General features: G+C 69.9%; 13 protein-coding genes. 4 read left to right on the top strand and 9 right to left on the bottom strand.

What is annotated here, in order from left to right; genetic code table 11:
- The first annotated feature begins 155 nt into the window (after window positions 1-155).
- Together PQI07_RS20960 and PQI07_RS20955 are read left to right on the top strand one after the other, a co-directional pair.
- Window positions 156-443, top strand: coding sequence for a toxin-antitoxin system TumE family protein (locus PQI07_RS20960; RefSeq protein WP_043761143.1), 288 nt, complete (start codon window positions 156-158; stop codon window positions 441-443).
- Complete coding sequence (locus PQI07_RS20955; RefSeq protein WP_274927319.1) at window positions 440-784, top strand: HVO_A0114 family putative DNA-binding protein; 345 nt, start codon at window positions 440-442, stop codon at window positions 782-784. Before PQI07_RS20960 ends, PQI07_RS20955 begins: the two co-directional genes overlap by 4 nt.
- 223 nt (window positions 785-1,007) lie before the next feature.
- Here the strand turns inward: PQI07_RS20955 and metH are convergent, their stop codons facing one another.
- The 3 genes from metH to PQI07_RS20940 all read right to left on the bottom strand — a co-directional run bounded on the left by metH (window position 1,008) and on the right by PQI07_RS20940 (window position 7,048).
- Window positions 1,008-4,760 carry a methionine synthase gene (gene metH, locus PQI07_RS20950; RefSeq protein ID WP_274927754.1) on the bottom strand — a complete coding sequence of 1,251 codons (3,753 nt, stop codon included), beginning with the start codon at window positions 4,758-4,760 and terminating at the stop codon, window positions 1,008-1,010.
- 302 nt (window positions 4,761-5,062) lie between these two features.
- Entirely contained in the window at window positions 5,063-5,983 is a 921-nt protein-coding gene (metF, locus tag PQI07_RS20945) for a methylenetetrahydrofolate reductase [NAD(P)H] (RefSeq protein ID WP_043384357.1), read from the bottom strand.
- Between the two features lie 57 nt (window positions 5,984-6,040).
- Window positions 6,041-7,048: an ArsR/SmtB family transcription factor gene (locus tag PQI07_RS20940; RefSeq protein WP_043354422.1), complete on the bottom strand. Its 1,008-nt coding sequence runs from the start codon at window positions 7,046-7,048 to the stop codon at window positions 6,041-6,043.
- Between the two features lie 131 nt (window positions 7,049-7,179).
- Here PQI07_RS20940 and PQI07_RS20935 point away from each other — a divergent pair, with 131 nt between their 5' ends.
- Complete coding sequence (locus PQI07_RS20935) at window positions 7,180-7,761, top strand: histidine phosphatase family protein (protein ID WP_274927318.1); 582 nt, start codon at window positions 7,180-7,182, stop codon at window positions 7,759-7,761.
- Between the two features lie 9 nt (window positions 7,762-7,770).
- Here PQI07_RS20935 and PQI07_RS20930 read toward each other — a convergent pair whose 3' ends face one another.
- From PQI07_RS20930 to PQI07_RS20920, 3 genes are all read right to left on the bottom strand, one after another.
- Complete coding sequence (locus PQI07_RS20930; RefSeq protein WP_043384367.1) at window positions 7,771-8,667, bottom strand: bestrophin family protein; 897 nt, start codon at window positions 8,665-8,667, stop codon at window positions 7,771-7,773.
- Window positions 8,668-8,881: 214 nt separating this feature from the next.
- The gene (locus tag PQI07_RS20925) at window positions 8,882-9,820 is read right to left on the bottom strand and encodes an ROK family protein (RefSeq protein ID WP_274927317.1); all 939 of its coding nucleotides are present in this window, start codon (window positions 9,818-9,820) and stop codon (window positions 8,882-8,884) included.
- Window positions 9,820-11,193: a dicarboxylate/amino acid:cation symporter gene (locus PQI07_RS20920; protein WP_043354440.1), complete on the bottom strand. Its 1,374-nt coding sequence runs from the start codon at window positions 11,191-11,193 to the stop codon at window positions 9,820-9,822. The genes PQI07_RS20925 and PQI07_RS20920 overlap by 1 nt, the downstream gene beginning before the upstream one ends.
- Window positions 11,194-11,437: 244 nt before the next feature.
- Between PQI07_RS20920 and PQI07_RS20915 the strand changes: the two genes are divergently transcribed.
- A complete protein-coding gene (locus tag PQI07_RS20915; protein WP_274927316.1) occupies window positions 11,438-11,866 on the top strand; it encodes a L,D-transpeptidase in 429 nt (142 codons plus the stop codon).
- Between the two features lie 185 nt (window positions 11,867-12,051).
- On the opposite strand, the gene PQI07_RS20910 is transcribed toward PQI07_RS20915, so the two are convergent.
- The 3 genes from PQI07_RS20910 to PQI07_RS20900 all read right to left on the bottom strand — a co-directional run bounded on the left by PQI07_RS20910 (window position 12,052) and on the right by PQI07_RS20900 (window position 15,047).
- The gene (locus PQI07_RS20910) at window positions 12,052-13,026 is read right to left on the bottom strand and encodes a CYTH domain-containing protein (RefSeq protein ID WP_043384373.1); all 975 of its coding nucleotides are present in this window, start codon (window positions 13,024-13,026) and stop codon (window positions 12,052-12,054) included.
- A gap of 319 nt (window positions 13,027-13,345) precedes the next feature.
- Window positions 13,346-13,756, bottom strand: a complete 411-nt coding sequence (gene msrB / locus PQI07_RS20905) for a peptide-methionine (R)-S-oxide reductase MsrB (RefSeq protein ID WP_043354431.1) — start codon at window positions 13,754-13,756, stop codon at window positions 13,346-13,348.
- A 100-nt stretch (window positions 13,757-13,856) separates the two neighbouring features.
- The gene (locus PQI07_RS20900) at window positions 13,857-15,047 is read right to left on the bottom strand and encodes a YihY/virulence factor BrkB family protein (protein ID WP_043384377.1); all 1,191 of its coding nucleotides are present in this window, start codon (window positions 15,045-15,047) and stop codon (window positions 13,857-13,859) included.
- Between the last annotated feature and the right edge of the window lie 18 nt (window positions 15,048-15,065).

The following is a 15,065-nucleotide window of genomic DNA, read 5'->3' as shown; positions in this document are numbered from 1 at the left end:
CCCGGGTTCCATTTCCGTTTTCGTTGCACGCGGCCCGGTGAGGGCCAGCGGAATCTCAGGCGGGACCCAGAGGCGGCAGGCACGCTCTCGACTCGACTCCCCGACGTGTGTTGGTTCTCTTGCCAACAGCCGTCGCCACCGGCATTTTCGCTGACGTGAAGGCCGAACTCCTGCTCAAGGAGCGAATCGCAATCATCCCTGGGCGGTCGTTCGCAGAGCTGGTGGTCTGGCGCGTGCCGACGCCTGTCCGCGAGAGCAGCCACGCCTTCAAGTACCGGCTCGCCCTCGTCGTCGATGGTGCATGCGTGCTTCGCTATGACAACGAAGCCGGCAAGGGCGACCACAGGCACGTCGGCGAGGCGGAGATCGCCTATCGCTTTACCACCCCCGAGGCCCTGCTGGCCGATTTCTGGGCCGATGTCGAATCCTGGAGGGAGTCATGAGAACCGTGACCATCGGCGTCTCTTCGGTCGAGGAGGCTAGTGCCCGCGTACTGGCGGCCTTCCGGGGCGAGAAGCGCGGCGCGTTCATCTCTTTCCCCAGCGTCGAGGGCTTGTGGACCGTCCTGACGCCCCGTCGCTGGGCGCTGATCCGAGCGCTCGCGGGCCAGGAGCCCATGTCGCTGCGCGCCGTGGCGCGGTTGCTGGACCGGGACGTGAAGAACATCCACGCCGACGTGCACGCGCTCCTGAATGCCGGCATCCTGGATCGTACGGACGACGAGCGCATCGTCTTTCCCTACGACGCCGTGCACGTCGACTTCACGATCGGGAAGGTGGCCTGAGGACTCTTCCATCCCAGGCTCGCATTCGGCTGGCGGCGCAGGCGCCCGGGACAGGGGTTCCGTTTCATCCGAAACGCCGCTTCCCCGGACAGGATGCGCTGTTCACACATCTCCGGTGGACATTGCCGCTGATCAGGGAGCGCGGGTCCCTCTCCCGTTCGGGAGAGGGACCCGCGCTCCGACCTAAGACCGTATGGCCTCGTGGTGCGTCGAGCCCCCGCCCCTACTCCGCCGCCTGCGCCAGATACCGCGCCGGATCGTAGTTCAGGATCGGCCCGAGCCAGCGCTCGACCTCGCGGACATCCATGCCCTTGCGGACGGCGTAATCCTCGACCTGATCCCGCTCCACCTTGGCGACGCCGAAATAGTGCGCCTCCGGGTGGGCGATGTAGATCCCCGACACCGACGAGCCCGGCCACATGGCGTAGGATTCGGTGAGCTTCACGCCGATCCGGCTCTCGGCCCGCAGCAGGTCGAACAGGGTCGTCTTCTCGGTGTGGTCGGGCTGGGCCGGGTAGCCGGGAGCCGGGCGGATGCCGTCGTATTTCTCCAGCACCAGCTCCTCGGGGGCGTAGGCCTCCTCCGTCGCGTAGCCCCAGAACTCCTTGCGCACCCGTTCGTGCATGCGCTCGGCGAAGGCCTCGGCGATGCGGTCGGCGAGCGCCTTGACCAGGATCGCCCGGTAATCGTCGTTCGCCCGCTCGAAGCGTTCGGCGATCCGCACCTCCTCCAGGCCGGCCGTGACCACGAAGCCGCCGACATAGTCGGCGATGCCGGTCTCGGAAGGCGCCACGAAGTCCGACAGGCAGGTGTTGGCGCGCCCGTCGCGCTTCGAGAGCTGCTGGCGCAGGCCGTGGAAGGTGGCGAGCCGCTCCGACCGGCTCTCGCCGGTGTAGAGCGCGATGTCGTCGCCGACGCTGTTGGCCGGCCAGAAGCCGATCACCGCCTTCGGGTTGAACCAGCGCTCCTCAACGATCTGCTTCAGCATCGCCTGCGCGTCCTCGTAGAGAGCGCGGGCGGCCGGTCCCTGCTCGGGATCGTCCAGGATCGCCGGAAAGCGGCCCTTGAACTCGTAGGTCTGCAGGAACGGCGTCCAGTCGATGTAGGGCACGAGGTCGGCGACCTCGTAGGAGCCGTAGACCCGGGTGCCGGTGAAGGTCGGCTTGGCCGGCTTGTAGCCCGACCAGTCGACCTTGAAGGCGTTGGCCCGCGCCTTGGCCAGCGGCAGCCGCTGCTTGTCGACCTCCGAGCGCTTATGGGCGTCGGCGACCTTGGCGTACTCGGCCCGGACCTTCTCGATCGTGGGCCCACGGGTCTCCTTGGAGATCAGGCTCGACACCACGCCGACCGCCCGGCTCGCGTCGGTGACGTAGACCGCCTGCCCCTTGGCGTAGGCCGGGTGGATCTTCACCGCCGTGTGGACGCGGCTCGTGGTGGCGCCGCCGATCAGGAGCGGCACGTCCAGGCCCTCGCGCTCCATCTCGCCCGCCACGTGGACCATCTCGTCGAGCGACGGGGTGATCAGGCCGGACAGGCCGACGATGTCGACCTGCTCGCGCTTGGCGGTCTCCAGGATCTTGGCGGCCGGCACCATCACGCCGAGATCGATGATCTCGTAGTTGTTGCAGGCCAGCACGACGCCGACGATGTTCTTGCCGATGTCGTGGACGTCGCCCTTCACGGTGGCCATCAGCACCTTGCCGGCGGCCTGGCGCTTGCCGTCGCCGCCATTGGCGAGCTTCTCGGCCTCCATGTAGGGCTCGAGATAGGCCACCGCCTGCTTCATCACGCGGGCGGACTTCACCACCTGCGGCAGGAACATCTTGCCCGCGCCGAACAGGTCGCCGACCACGTTCATGCCGGCCATCAGCGGGCCCTCGATGACGTGGAGCGGCCGCTCCACGCCCTGGCGGGCCTCCTCGGTGTCGGCCAGGATGTACTCGGTGATGCCGTTGACCAGGGCGTGCTCGATGCGCTTCCCGACCGGCGCCTCGCGCCAGGTCAGGTCGGCGGTCTTGGCCTGGGCCGAGGCGCCGGTCTTGAACCGCTCGGCGGCCTCCAGCAGGCGCTCGGTGGAATCGTCGCGCCGGTTGAGGACCACGTCCTCGCAGAGCTCGCGGAGCTCCGCCGGGATCTCGTCGTAGACGGCGAGCTGGCCGGCATTGACGATGCCCATGTCCATGCCCGCCTGGATGCAGTGGAACAGGAACACCGCGTGCATCGCCTCGCGCACCGGCTCGTTGCCGCGGAACGCGAAGGACAGGTTCGAGACGCCGCCCGAGATGTGGGCGTGCGGCAGGGTCTCGCGGATCGTGCGGGTCGCCTCGATGAAGGCGACGCCGTAGCCGTTATGCTCCTCGATGCCGGTGGCGACCGCGAAGATGTTCGGGTCGAAGATGATGTCTTCGGGCGGGAAGCCGACCTGCTCGGTCAGGATCCGGTAGGCCTTGGTGCAGATCTCGACCTTGCGCTCGTAGGAATCCGCCTGCCCCTGCTCGTCGAAGGCCATCACCACCACGGCGGCGCCGTAGGAGCGGCAGACCTTGGCGGCCTCGATGAACTTCTCCTCGCCCTCCTTCATGGAGATCGAGTTCACGATCGGCTTGCCCTGGATGCACTTGAGCCCCGCCTCGATCACCTCGAACTTCGAGGAATCGACCATCACGGGCACCCGGGCGATGTCGGGCTCGGCGGCGACGAGGTTGAGGAACTCGACCATCGCCTTCTGGGAGTCGAGCAGGCCCTCGTCCATGTTGACGTCGATCACCTGGGCGCCGGCCGCCACCTGATCGCGGGCGACGTCGAGCGCCGCCGCGTAGTCGCCGTTGGTGATGAGCTTGCGGAACTTGGCCGAGCCGGTGACGTTCGTGCGCTCGCCGACGTTCACGAAGGGGATTTCCGGCGTGAGCACGAAGGGCTCGAGGCCCGACAGCCGCATCAGGCGGGGGATATCGGGGATCGGCCGCGGCGCCTTGCCGGCGACGGCCTCGCTGATCGCGCGGATATGGTCCGGGGTGGTGCCGCAGCAGCCGCCGACCATGTTGACGAGGCCGGATTCGGCGAACTCGCCGACCAGCTTGCCCATCGCCTCCGGGCTCTCGTCGTAGAGGCCGAACTCGTTGGGCAGGCCGGCATTCGGATAGGCGCAGACCAGCGTGTCGCAGATCCGCGACAGCTCGGCGATGTGGCCGCGCATCTCGCGGGCGCCCAGCGCGCAGTTGAGGCCGAAGGTCAGCGGATCGGAGTGGCGCAGGGCGTGCCAGAAGGCCGCCGGGGTCTGGCCCGACAGGGTGCGGCCCGAGAGATCCGTGATCGTGCCGGAGATCTGGATCGGCAGGCGGATGCCGGTCTCGTCGAAGACCTGCCACGCCGCCGCCACCGCCGCCTTGGCGTTGAGCGTGTCGAAGATCGTCTCGATCAGGATCAGCTCGGCGCCGCCGTCGATCAGGCCGCGGACCTGCTCCACGTAGGCCTGCTTGACCTGATCGAAGGTGACGGCCCGGAAGCCCGGGTTGTTCACGTCCGGCGAGATCGACAGGGTGCGGTTCGTCGGGCCGATGGCGCCGGCCACGAAGCGGCGGCGGCCGTCCGTCTCCTCGGCGAGCCTGGCGGCCTCGCGGGCGAGACGCGCGCCCTCCCGGTTCAACTCGTGGATGATCGACTCCATGCCGTAATCGGCCTGGGCGATGGTGGTGCCCGAGAAGGTGTTGGTCTCGCAGACGTCGGCGCCGGCCAGGAAGTAGTCGAGGTGGATCTGCCGGATCGCGTCGGGCTGGGTCAGGATCAGGAGGTCGTTGTTGCCCTTCTGATCGTGGCCGTGATCCTTGAACCGGTCGCCGCGAAAATCCTCTTCCGAGAACTTCAGCCGCTGGATCACGGTGCCCATCGCACCGTCGAGGACGAGGATCTTCTCCGCCGCGCGCTGGCGCAGCGCCTGTGCGATCGCGGTACCGTCGACGGGGGCAAAATCGGTCATCATGCGTCCTGTCAGATCACCTCGTCCCGAGGTGCCGGAGCGAAGCGGAGGCCTCGCAGGAGGCCTCCAGATATCTCGGTGTTCCCTGGAGCCCGCCTTCGAGGCCGCTCGCGCGGCACCTCAGGAGAGTGAAAACCTTCATTCTACCAGACGCTTCCGTACCATGGGCGCGGAGGCGTCCCCGTCTCTGCGAGCAGAGCGAAGCAGTCCAGCAGCGCCACGCTCACGGATGTCGCGCTGTCCTGGGTCGCTTCGCTGCGCTCGCGAGGACGGATCGGGGGTGTCGAGCGCGGCCTCGGGAATTAAGCCGCCGCCTTGGCGGCCGCCAGCTTCGGCGCCTGGGCGCGCAGGCCGAGCAGGTGGCAGATCGCGTAGACCAGATCCGAGCGGTTCATCGAGTAGAAGTGGAAGTCGTTGACGCCCTCGTCCACGAGGTCGAGCACCTGCTCGGCCGCCACCGCGGCGGCGACGAGGCGGCGGGTCTCCACGTCGTCTTCCAGGCCCTCGAACCGGGCGGCCAGCCAGTAGGGCACCGAGGCGCCGGTGCGGCGGGCGAAGTTCGCCGCCTGCTTGAAGTTCTGCACCGGCAGGATGCCCGGGATGATCGGGATCGTGATCCCCGCGGCCCGGACCTTCTCCAGGTAGCGCAGGAAGACCTCGTTCTCGAAGAAGAACTGGGTGATCGCCTGATCGGCGCCGGCATCGACCTTGGCCTTCAGGGCCTCGATGTCCGCGTCGAGCGAGGCCGCCTCCGGGTGCTTCTCGGGATAGGCCGAGACCGAGACCTTGAAGTCGCCGATCCGCTTGATCCCCTCGACCAGCTCGGCGGTCGACGCGTAGCCGCCCGGATGCGGCCGGTAGGCGTGGCCGACGCCCTCCGCCGGGTCGCCGCGGAGCGCCACGATGTGGCGCACGCCCGCATCCCAGTAGGACTGGACCACCGCGTCGATCTCCTCCCGGGTGGCGTCCACGCAGGTGAGGTGCGCGGCCGGCTTCAGGCCGGTCTCGCGGACCATCCGGGCCACCGTGTTGTGGGTGCGCTCCCGGGTGGAGCCGCCGGCCCCGTAGGTCACCGAGACGAAGCTCGGCTGAAGCGGCGCCAGACGCTCGATCGAGCCCCAGAGGATCTTCTCCATCTCCTCGGTCTTCGGCGGGAAGAACTCGATCGAGACGCGGATCGGGTGGTAGCCGTCGCGGCTGGCGCGGTGGGTGGAGCGGCGCATCGGGGTCTCGTCCTCTATGTCGATCGGTTCAGACGAAGTCTGCGAAGGTTCTGGATGTCAGGCGACGGCGCGCCGGGGCTGTTCAGTCTCGTCGGCCAGACCGTCCTGGGCCAGCCAGAGGGTGACGGTGAGCTGACCCGACTCGCGCGGCGCCAGATCGCGCGTGCCGACCGTGGCGAGACCGGCCTCCGTGAGCCAGCCGGAGACCTGCTCGGCGGAGAAGCCGAGGCGTCGGTGGGCTTGGCCCGTGCGCAGGAATTCCAGCTCGTGCGGCGCGAAATCCACCACCAGCAGACGGCCGCCCGGCGCCACCAGCCGCGCGGCGCCGCGGAGCGCCCGGGCCGGGTCGTCGAGATAATGCAGCACCTGATGGACCACCACGAGGTCGAAGCTCGACCGGGCGAAGGGCGGCGCGTGGATGTCGCCCTGCCGCAGATCCACCCGCGACAGACCCTGGCGCTCCAGGTTGGCCCGGGCGACGGACAGCATGGCATGGCTCGAATCGAGCCCGGTGGCGCGGCTGGCCCGGGGAGCCAGCAGGCCGAGCATGCGGCCCGTCCCGGTGCCGAGATCGATCAAACTGCCGATCGGCCGGTCGCCCAGGGCGTCCAGCACCGCCGCCTCCACGATCGCCTCCGGCACGTGCAGGGAGCGCAGCTCGTCCCATTTGGGCGCCAGCCGGGCGAAGAAGGTCTCGGCCGCCTCGGCCCGCTGAACGCGGACGGCGTCGAGCCGGGCGCGGTCCTCCGACAGGGGCGGTGCGGTCCGGTCGAGGCCGGACAGCAGCGGATCCGCCAGGCCGGCGCGGGCGTCGGACAGCCGGAAGAACGCCCAGGCCCCTTCGCGGTGACGCTCGACAAGCCCGGCTTCCACCAGAAGCTTGAGATGCCGCGAGATCCGCGGCTGCGACTGGCCGAGGATGTCGGTCAGGTCGGACACCGACAATTCCCCCTCGGCGAGCAGCGCCAGGATGCGCAGGCGCGTCTCCTCGGCGGCCGCACGCAGGACGCCCAGGGCTTCCGGAAAGGGGATCGATCCCGCCTCTTGCCTGCGTTCAATAGACATAAAGATATGTTTATGTGCGTTTCGCGGTGGGCGCAAGCACGAACTTGCGGGGGTTTGCCGGGTGGATGAGACCGAAGCGCGGCGGCCGCGTTGATGGCAGGCCCGCCGAGGGCGGGCCCGGGGAGGCGTGCATGTCCGAGAGCCCGTTCCCGCAGATCACGCTGGTCCGCCACGGCGAGACCGCCTGGAGCCGATCCGGCCAGCATACCGGGCGCAGCGACATTCCCCTGACCCAGGAGGGCGAGGAAGCGGCGCGCGCCCTCGCCCCGCGCCTCGCGGCCCGCTCCTACGCGGAGGTCTGGTCGAGCCCGTCGAGCCGGGCGGCCACGACCTGCGCGCTGGCGGGCTTCGGTGACCGGCGCGTGATCGATCCGGATCTCGCGGAGTGGGATTACGGCGCCTACGAGGGCCGGACCACGCAGGCGATCCTGGCCGAGCGGCCGGATTGGCGCCTGTTCCGCGACGGCTGCCCCGGCGGCGAGACGGCGGAGGCGGTCGGCGTTCGGGCGGACCGGATCATCGCCCGGGCCCGCGCCCGTGATGCCGACCTCGTCGTGTTCTCCAGCGCGCATGTCCTGCGGGTGCTCGCCGCGCGCTGGATCGGGCTGCCGCCGCAGGGAGGGGCGCTTCTCGTCCTCGGCACAGCGAGCGTCTCGGTGCTCGGCTACGAACACGACCGCACCGAGCCGGTGCTGCGCGCCTGGAACGGCTAGGCGCCGACGCTAGCGCAGCCAATACCCATCCGGCGCGAGCGCGTCCGGCATCGGCTCGCCGAGGGCGTGGTGCACGATCCGGTCGACGGCGCGGACCATGGCGTCGAGGGGCAGGTCGTTCGGCTCGGTGCCGAACGGTTCCTCGAGCTCGTCCCCGAGGGCGTCGAGGCCGAAGAACGTGTAGGCTACGAGCGCCACCACGACGGGCGTCGCCCAGCCCAGGGAGCCCGTGAGGCCCACCGGCAGGAGCAGGCAGTAGAGCCACGCGGTCCGGTACACCAAGAGGGTATAGGCGAAGGGCAGCGGCGTGTTGGCGAGGCGCTCGCAGGCGGTGTGCACGCCCGACAGCGCCTCGATCCGGGCTTCGAGGATGCCGAACTGGATGTCGCTGAGCCCGCCCGCGCGCATCAGCGCGGCCAGGTCCCGGGTGATGGCGCCCAGAATCGAGTCGGTGGGATTCGGGCCCGACAGGTCCGATCCGGGGCTCATCCGGCCCACCGCGGCGGCCTCGTCGAGGGCGCGCAGGCGGGCATGAAGCCCGTGGGCGAAGGCCGAGAGGCGTCGGAGCTGGCGCGCCGCCTCCCGCTCCGGCAGCAGGGCCGGGAGGATGCGTGCGAGGTTGCGCACCTCGCCGATCAGGTTGCCCCAGTGCTTCCGGGCTTCCCACCAACGCTCGTAGCAGGCGTTGTTGCGGAAGCTCAGGAAGATCGAGAGGGCGAGGCCGACCACCGTGAACGGGGTGACCCCCGCGGTGACCGGGAACAGTTCGGGCCATCGCGATTCCGCCCAGACCACCGCGCAGGACACCGCGACGATCCCTGCGAGCTTCGGCGCCACCCGCGGCAGGATCGAGCCGCGCAGGGTGAACAGCAGGGTCAGCAGGTTGGGCCGGGTGCGGACGATCATCGGGGCTTCGGGTCTGGGGGGCTTCCTAGCCCTGCCCTGCCCCCCGCGCGCCGGCAAGGAACGTGTTGGTGAAAAGGGGCGCCGGCCGCCCAGCCCGGCGGGGCGGACCGTGCGAGCTGGCCCGGCTGACGGCGCATCCGAGACCCGTCGCGCGGGCCGCGGGCGGTCGATCGTGCAAGGGGCGGCCGATCATGCAAGGGGGCCCTGGCCGGGATCAGGCGCCCTCTGCCTCCCACAGCCATGCCGCGCCGCGCACGCCCGATGCGTCGCCGTGCAGGCTCGCCCGCACGGGGGTGTCGAAGGTGTCCGAGAAGACATGGGGGGCGATCGCGGCCGGCAGGCCGGCGATCAGCTCCGGGATCCGCGACAGGCCGCCGCCGATCACGATCACATCCGGGTCCAGCAGGTTCACCACCTGGGCGGCCGCGCGCCCGAGCCGCTCGAGATGCGCGGCCAGCGTCTCCTGCGCCGCCGGACTGCCGGTCCGGCCCTCGGCGACGACGGCCTCCGCGGTGAGGCTGCCGCCGTGCCGCCGGGCGTGGTCCGCCGCCATCCCGGGCCCGGACAGCCAAGTCTCGACGCAGCCCCGGCGGCCGCAATAGCAGGCGGGACCCGGTCGCTCGTCGTCGCGGGGGGCCGGCAGGGGACCGTGGCCCCATTCGCCCGCGATGCCGTTGCGGCCCGTGAGCACCCGCCCGTCGAGGGCGATGCCGGAGCCGACGCCGGTGCCCAGGATCACGGCCCAGACCACACGGGCCCCGGCGCCGGCACCGTCGATCGCCTCCGACACAGCCAGGCAATTGGCGTCGTTCTCGATCCGCAGAGGCCGCTCCAGCCGCTGCTCGAGATCGGCCGCGAACGGGTGTCCGTTGAGCCAGTGCGAGTTGGCGTTGCGCACGAGGCCCGTCGCCGGGGACAGGCTCCCCGGCATGCCGATTCCGACGCTGCAGGGCATACCGGCTTCGGCTTCGAGACGCAGGACCAGATCGGCCACGGCCTCGACGGTTTCCCCATAGGCGCCGCGCGGGGCGGCCACCCGGGCTTCGGCCAGGGTCGAGCCGTCCCGGCCCAGGACGATCCCGGCGATCTTCGTGCCGCCGAGATCGATGCCGAGGCGCGGGCGCCCTCCGGATCCTGCCGCGGGCGACCCCATCACTCGGCGGCAGCGACCTTGCTGTCGGTTCCCATCGGCTGCGGCGCCTCGTCGGCGATGTGGGTGCCGATGGCGAGCGGATGGGCCATCACCTCGTTGAGCTTGGCCACGTCGAGCTCGCCTTCCCAGCGGCTGACCACCACGCAGGCGACGCCGTTGCCCACGAGGTTGGTGAGCGCGCGGCACTCGGACATGAACTTGTCGATCCCGAGCACGAGGGTCATGGCGGCCACCGGGACCGGGCTGTTGGGGATCGCCGAGAGGGTCGCCGCCAGGGTGATGAAGCCCGCGCCGGTGACGCCCGACGCGCCCTTCGAGGTCAGCATCGCCACCAGGATGATGGTCGCGTACTGGCTGATCGACAGGTCCACACCCACGGCCTGCGCCAGGAACAGCGTGGCCAGCGTCATGTAGATGTTGGTGCCATCGAGGTTGAACGAGTAGCCGGTCGGAACGACGAGGCCGACCACCGAGTCCGAGGCGCCGAGCCGGCGCATCTTGGTCATGAGCTGCGGCAGCACCGTCTCGGAGGACGAGGTGCCGACCACGATCAGCAACTCGTCCTTGATGTAGGCGAGGAAGCGCAGGATCGAGAAGCCCGCGATCCGGGCGATCGTCCCGAGCACCACGAGCACGAACAGCAGCGCCGTGATGTAGAAGGTGCCGACCAGCCACGCGAGGTCGTAGACCTTCTGGATGCCGTACTCGCCGATCGTGAAGGCCATGGCGCCGAAGGCGCCGACGGGGGCGAGCTTCACGATGATGCCGATGATCCGGAAGAAGATCTGGCCGGCGGTGTCGATCGCCCGGTTTACGCCGGCCGCCCGCTCTCCGAGGTTCGTCACCACGACGCCGGTGAGGATCGAGATCAGCAGCACCTGAAGCAGGTCGCCGGTGGCGAAGGGATCGAGGAAGCTCTTGGGGATGATCGCCAGGATGTGGGCGACGGTGGAATCGGCGGCCGCCTTGCTGGCGTAGGTCGCGACCTTGCTGGCGTCGAGCTTCGACGGGTCGGCGTTGAACCCGGCGCCGGGCCTGATCACCTCGCCGACGATGACGCCGATCAGGAGCGCGATGGTGGAGACCACCTCGAAATAGACCAGCGCCTTCAGCCCGACCCGGCCGACCTTCTTCAGGTCGCCGATCGACGCGATGCCGTGCACGATGGTGCAGAAGATGATCGGCGCGATCATCATCTTGATCAGGCCGATGAAGGCGTCGCCGAGCCACTTCATCGATTTGCCGGTGGCCGGGTCGTACCAGCCGAGCAGCACGCCGAGCGCGATGGCGATCAGGACCTGGATATAGAGCACCTTGTACCAAGGCTCGCGGGGCGCTGCGGCGGGAGCCGGCGCGTGGATTGCCTGTGCCATGTCCATCCCGTGCGACGACCGCGCACCCTCCCATTGTGCCGGCACGCTAGCGATTATCATCCGGCGCCTCAACGCCTGCACGGTTATGGGCCGGGAACCATCCGTGACAAAAATCTGTCGATCCCGGCCGAAGTCACTTCTCTCGTCTGACAAGTGCGCGCAGGCTGAGAAGCGCGGCTGTTTCTGGTCTCCGGCGGACTGAGCCGGCCGATCGACGGCATCCGGTGATCTCTGGAGAGTGTCCGTGGCTGGATTCCACCGGGCCCGAACGGCGTTCCTGGGCGTGCTGCTCACCGGCATCCTGATCGAGCCCGCCTCGGCCGGCGTCGTCGCGCGGATCGACCAGTCGCGGCAGCGCATGCGCGTCTATGTCGACGGTTATCCGGCCTATGAATGGCCCGTGTCCACGGCCCGTCGCGGCTACGTCACGCCCAGCGGACGGTTCCGCGTCGGGCTGATGGCGCCGATGTGGCGCTCCCGCAAGTATCACGGCTCTCCGATGCCGCACGCGATGTTCTTCCGCGGCGGCTACGCGATCCACGGCACCTATGCCACCGGGGCCCTCGGGCGCCGGGCGAGCCACGGCTGCATCCGCCTGTCGCCCGGCCATGCCGCCGCCCTGTTCGGCCTCGCCCGCAGCCACGGCGGAGCGACGGTGGTGATCCGCGATTGAGGGATCGGGCCGCCCCACCCCTGCCCCAGGCCTGAGCGGAGATGCGCTTGCGTCGCAAGCCGTCGACACCCGGCACAGAGGCCCGGATCCCCCGGGACCGCCCGAGGAGGGCCGGGTCCCGAAACGCAGACGGGCCGCAGCGCGATCTGCGCTGCGGCCCGTCTGCATGGCGCCTTATCGTGGGCTCAGGTCTGCTGCTGGGTCCGGCGGGGCCGGACGGTCCAGCGCTCGAACATCGAGGCGGGATCCTCGCTCTTCGCGTCCTTGTTCTCCGCCGCGTGATCGGGCTGCTGGTGGATCGCAGCGCCGAGCGCCTGGGACAGGCTCTCGATGACGTCGTCGATGCGGGCATCCCCGTGCAAGGGGTCGCCCGGGCCGGTCTGGGCGGCGGGCGTCTCGGCGGGCGCGGCCGCCTCCGGCGCGGGCTCCGGCTGAGGCTCCGGCTCGGGGTGATGCTCGGGGGCGGGTTCGGGCGGGCGCGCGGCCGCAGCCGGCTCCGGGGCCGGGGGCGCCGGAACGACCGGCGCGGCGGCCGGGGCAGCTGCGGCGGCCGGCGTCACGGCCCGGCGCATGGCGCTCGTCGCACCCTCGTCGGACTCGGCGTTCCGGCTGCTGCTGCCGTAGCGGCCGAAGCCGAACCGGGGCTCGATCAGGTCCAGCACCGCGTCGAGCGCGGCGTTGCTCAGCGCCACCTCCTCGGCGGCCGGCACGCCCTGGATCGCGAGGGCCTGCCGCTCGAAGGCCGGCTCGTTGCTGACCTCCCGGCCGAACCAGCTCGGGGCATGGAAGGCCGCGGCATCGCCGTCATTGTCGAAGGTGATGCTGATCAGGTCAAGGCTGCCGGGTGTGACGTAGCGGTCGATGGCGATCTCGCGGCCGCCGGCATTCAGGGTGGTGCGGTCGTAGGCGGCCTTCCCGGGGCAGACGTCCAGCAGGGCGTCGCCGTGGGCGCGCGGCACGTCGGTGCGCTCCTCGACCGGGATGCCGTCCGCCCCCTTGTTCACCAAGACCAGCTGGCAGACTTGGCCGTCGACACGCACATAGGACGCGCGGCCACCCTGCGGGGCGAAGTGCCCCTCGGTGATCCGGGCGCCACCCCGCTCCTTGCGGATCAGGCGGACCAGGGACGGTGCGACCAGAAATCGGCGAACGGTGCTCATGAACTCAAAACCCCTCCCGCTTGGTCGGCAGTGCGCCGATCCGGCGGACAGCCCTCAGCGCCGCCGGGCCGCACGGAAGGGTGCAAGTGGAACCGACCCGCACGGCGTATAAGCTGGACTGCCACACCGTATTCGTCAGAGCCTGACCGCTTCCGTCGCCAATCACCGGACAGCGACAACCTGAGACTATAGAGCGCTAAGCAAAAACGCGACGAAATCAAGACCGGATCGGGTCGAGGCTCCGGCCGCGGCGCCTTCTATCCCCGATATCCCGGCTTTTGAGCCCGAATTCCGAACCCAGGTTAGGCCGGAACGCGCCTCATTCCGCGGGCTCGAAATTCATCGCCGCGCCGTTCATGCAGTAGCGGAGGCCGGTCGGAGCCGGGCCGTCGTCGAAGACGTGGCCGAGATGGCCCTGGCAGCGGGCGCAGTGGACCTCGGTGCGGACCATCCAGTGGCTGCGGTCCACCGTGGTCTCGACGGCGCCCGGCAGGGGCTCGAAGAAGCTCGGCCAGCCGGTCCCGGATTCGAACTTGGTGCCCTGCTCGAACAGCGGCTGCCCGCAGCCGGCGCAGGTGAAGGTGCCGGCGCGCTTCTCGGCGAGCAGGCAGCTCGTGCCGGCCCGCTCGGTCCCGTGCTCGCGCAGGACCCGGTACTGCTCCGGCGTCAGCGTCGAGCGCCATTCCGCGTCGCTGCGGGTGTCCGGGCTGGTGGTCGGCGTGTCGGCCATGGCGATCTCCCTTTTCGCGAAGCTATATAGGGATTGCGCACGGTTTTCGGCAGTCCCGGAGCGTATCGCAATGCCGCGTCCGGCGCCGGCGAGGCCGCGGTCAGGCGGCCGCGCCGACGGTGTCGGCCATCCGCGCCCGGCGCAAGCCCATCGGCAGCGGCGCGCCCGTGGTGGTGTCGCGGGCGGTCTGGTGCTCCAGCTCGGCGTTGATCTCGCCGCCGAGCAGCACGATCGTCGAGGAGATCCAGATCCAGGTCATGAAGCCGATCACCGCGCCCAGCGAGCCGTAGGTCTCGTTGTAGGTGCCGAAGCTGGCGACGTACCAGGAGAACAGGAGCGAGGCGATGAGCCAGAGCAGGCCCGCGACCACGCTGCCGACCCCGACCCAGCGCCAGCGGGCATGTTCCCGGCTCGGCCCGAAGCGGTAGAGCACCGACAGGCCGCCGAGCAGGACGATCAGGATCGCCGGCCAGCGCAGGGCCGCGAGCAGCCACGCCGTCGAGCCGAGGCCCAGGAAGTTCAGCACCACCGGCACGACCACGATCACGTTGAGCGCGATGATGATGAACAGCAGAGCCCCCACCGTGAAGGTGAGGGACCGGAGGTTCAGCCAGAAGAAATTGCGCTTCTCCTCCTCCTCGTAGACCACGTTCAACGCATCGAACATCGCCTTCATGGCCGCGTTGGCGCTCCAGAGCGACAGCAGCAGGCTGGAGAAGAACGTGATGCTGAGAGATCCGCTGCCCTTGGCGGCGATGCGCTTGACCTGATCGCCGATGAGTTCGACCGCGCCGGACGGCAGGACCGCGTGAAGCTGCGCGAGGTGATCGTTGATGACGGTCACGTCGGCGAACAGGCCGTAGCAGGAGACCAGCGCGGCGATGGCGGGAAACAGCGACAGCAGCGAATAGAAGGTCACCCCGGCGGCGACCGCCAGCACCCGGTCCTTGTTGAACTCCAGATAGACCCGGACGGCGATGTCCTTCCAGCCGGACCGCGTCATCTCGGTGGGGCTGTCGGCGGCGCGGCCCCGCTCGGCCTGCGTCGCGGCGGTGAGCTGCGCGGCGCGCCCCGAGATCGAGCGCGCGCCCGCGGCCACGCCCTTCTGCAAACCCCGATCGCCGGCGGGCGGCTCGCGGTCGCTGGGCGGTTCGCTCGCGGGGGGAGCCGCCGACACGCCGCGCCGCGCCGGCGCCGCCGCGAGGGCGACCAAAGCCGAGCCGAGCATCAGGATCCACAGGATCGAGCCGGTCTCGGATGGTCCGGTCGAACGCGACGGTGACGGAGGCATGTATCGGGGCCAGTGCGC

Source organism: Methylobacterium sp. 092160098-2 (assembly GCF_028920805.1).
In the GTDB taxonomy this organism is placed as follows: Bacteria; Pseudomonadota; Alphaproteobacteria; order Rhizobiales; family Beijerinckiaceae; genus Methylobacterium; species Methylobacterium fujisawaense.
The sequence above is the reverse complement of the archived record's forward strand: the minus strand, read 5'-3'. Positions and strand labels throughout refer to the sequence as shown.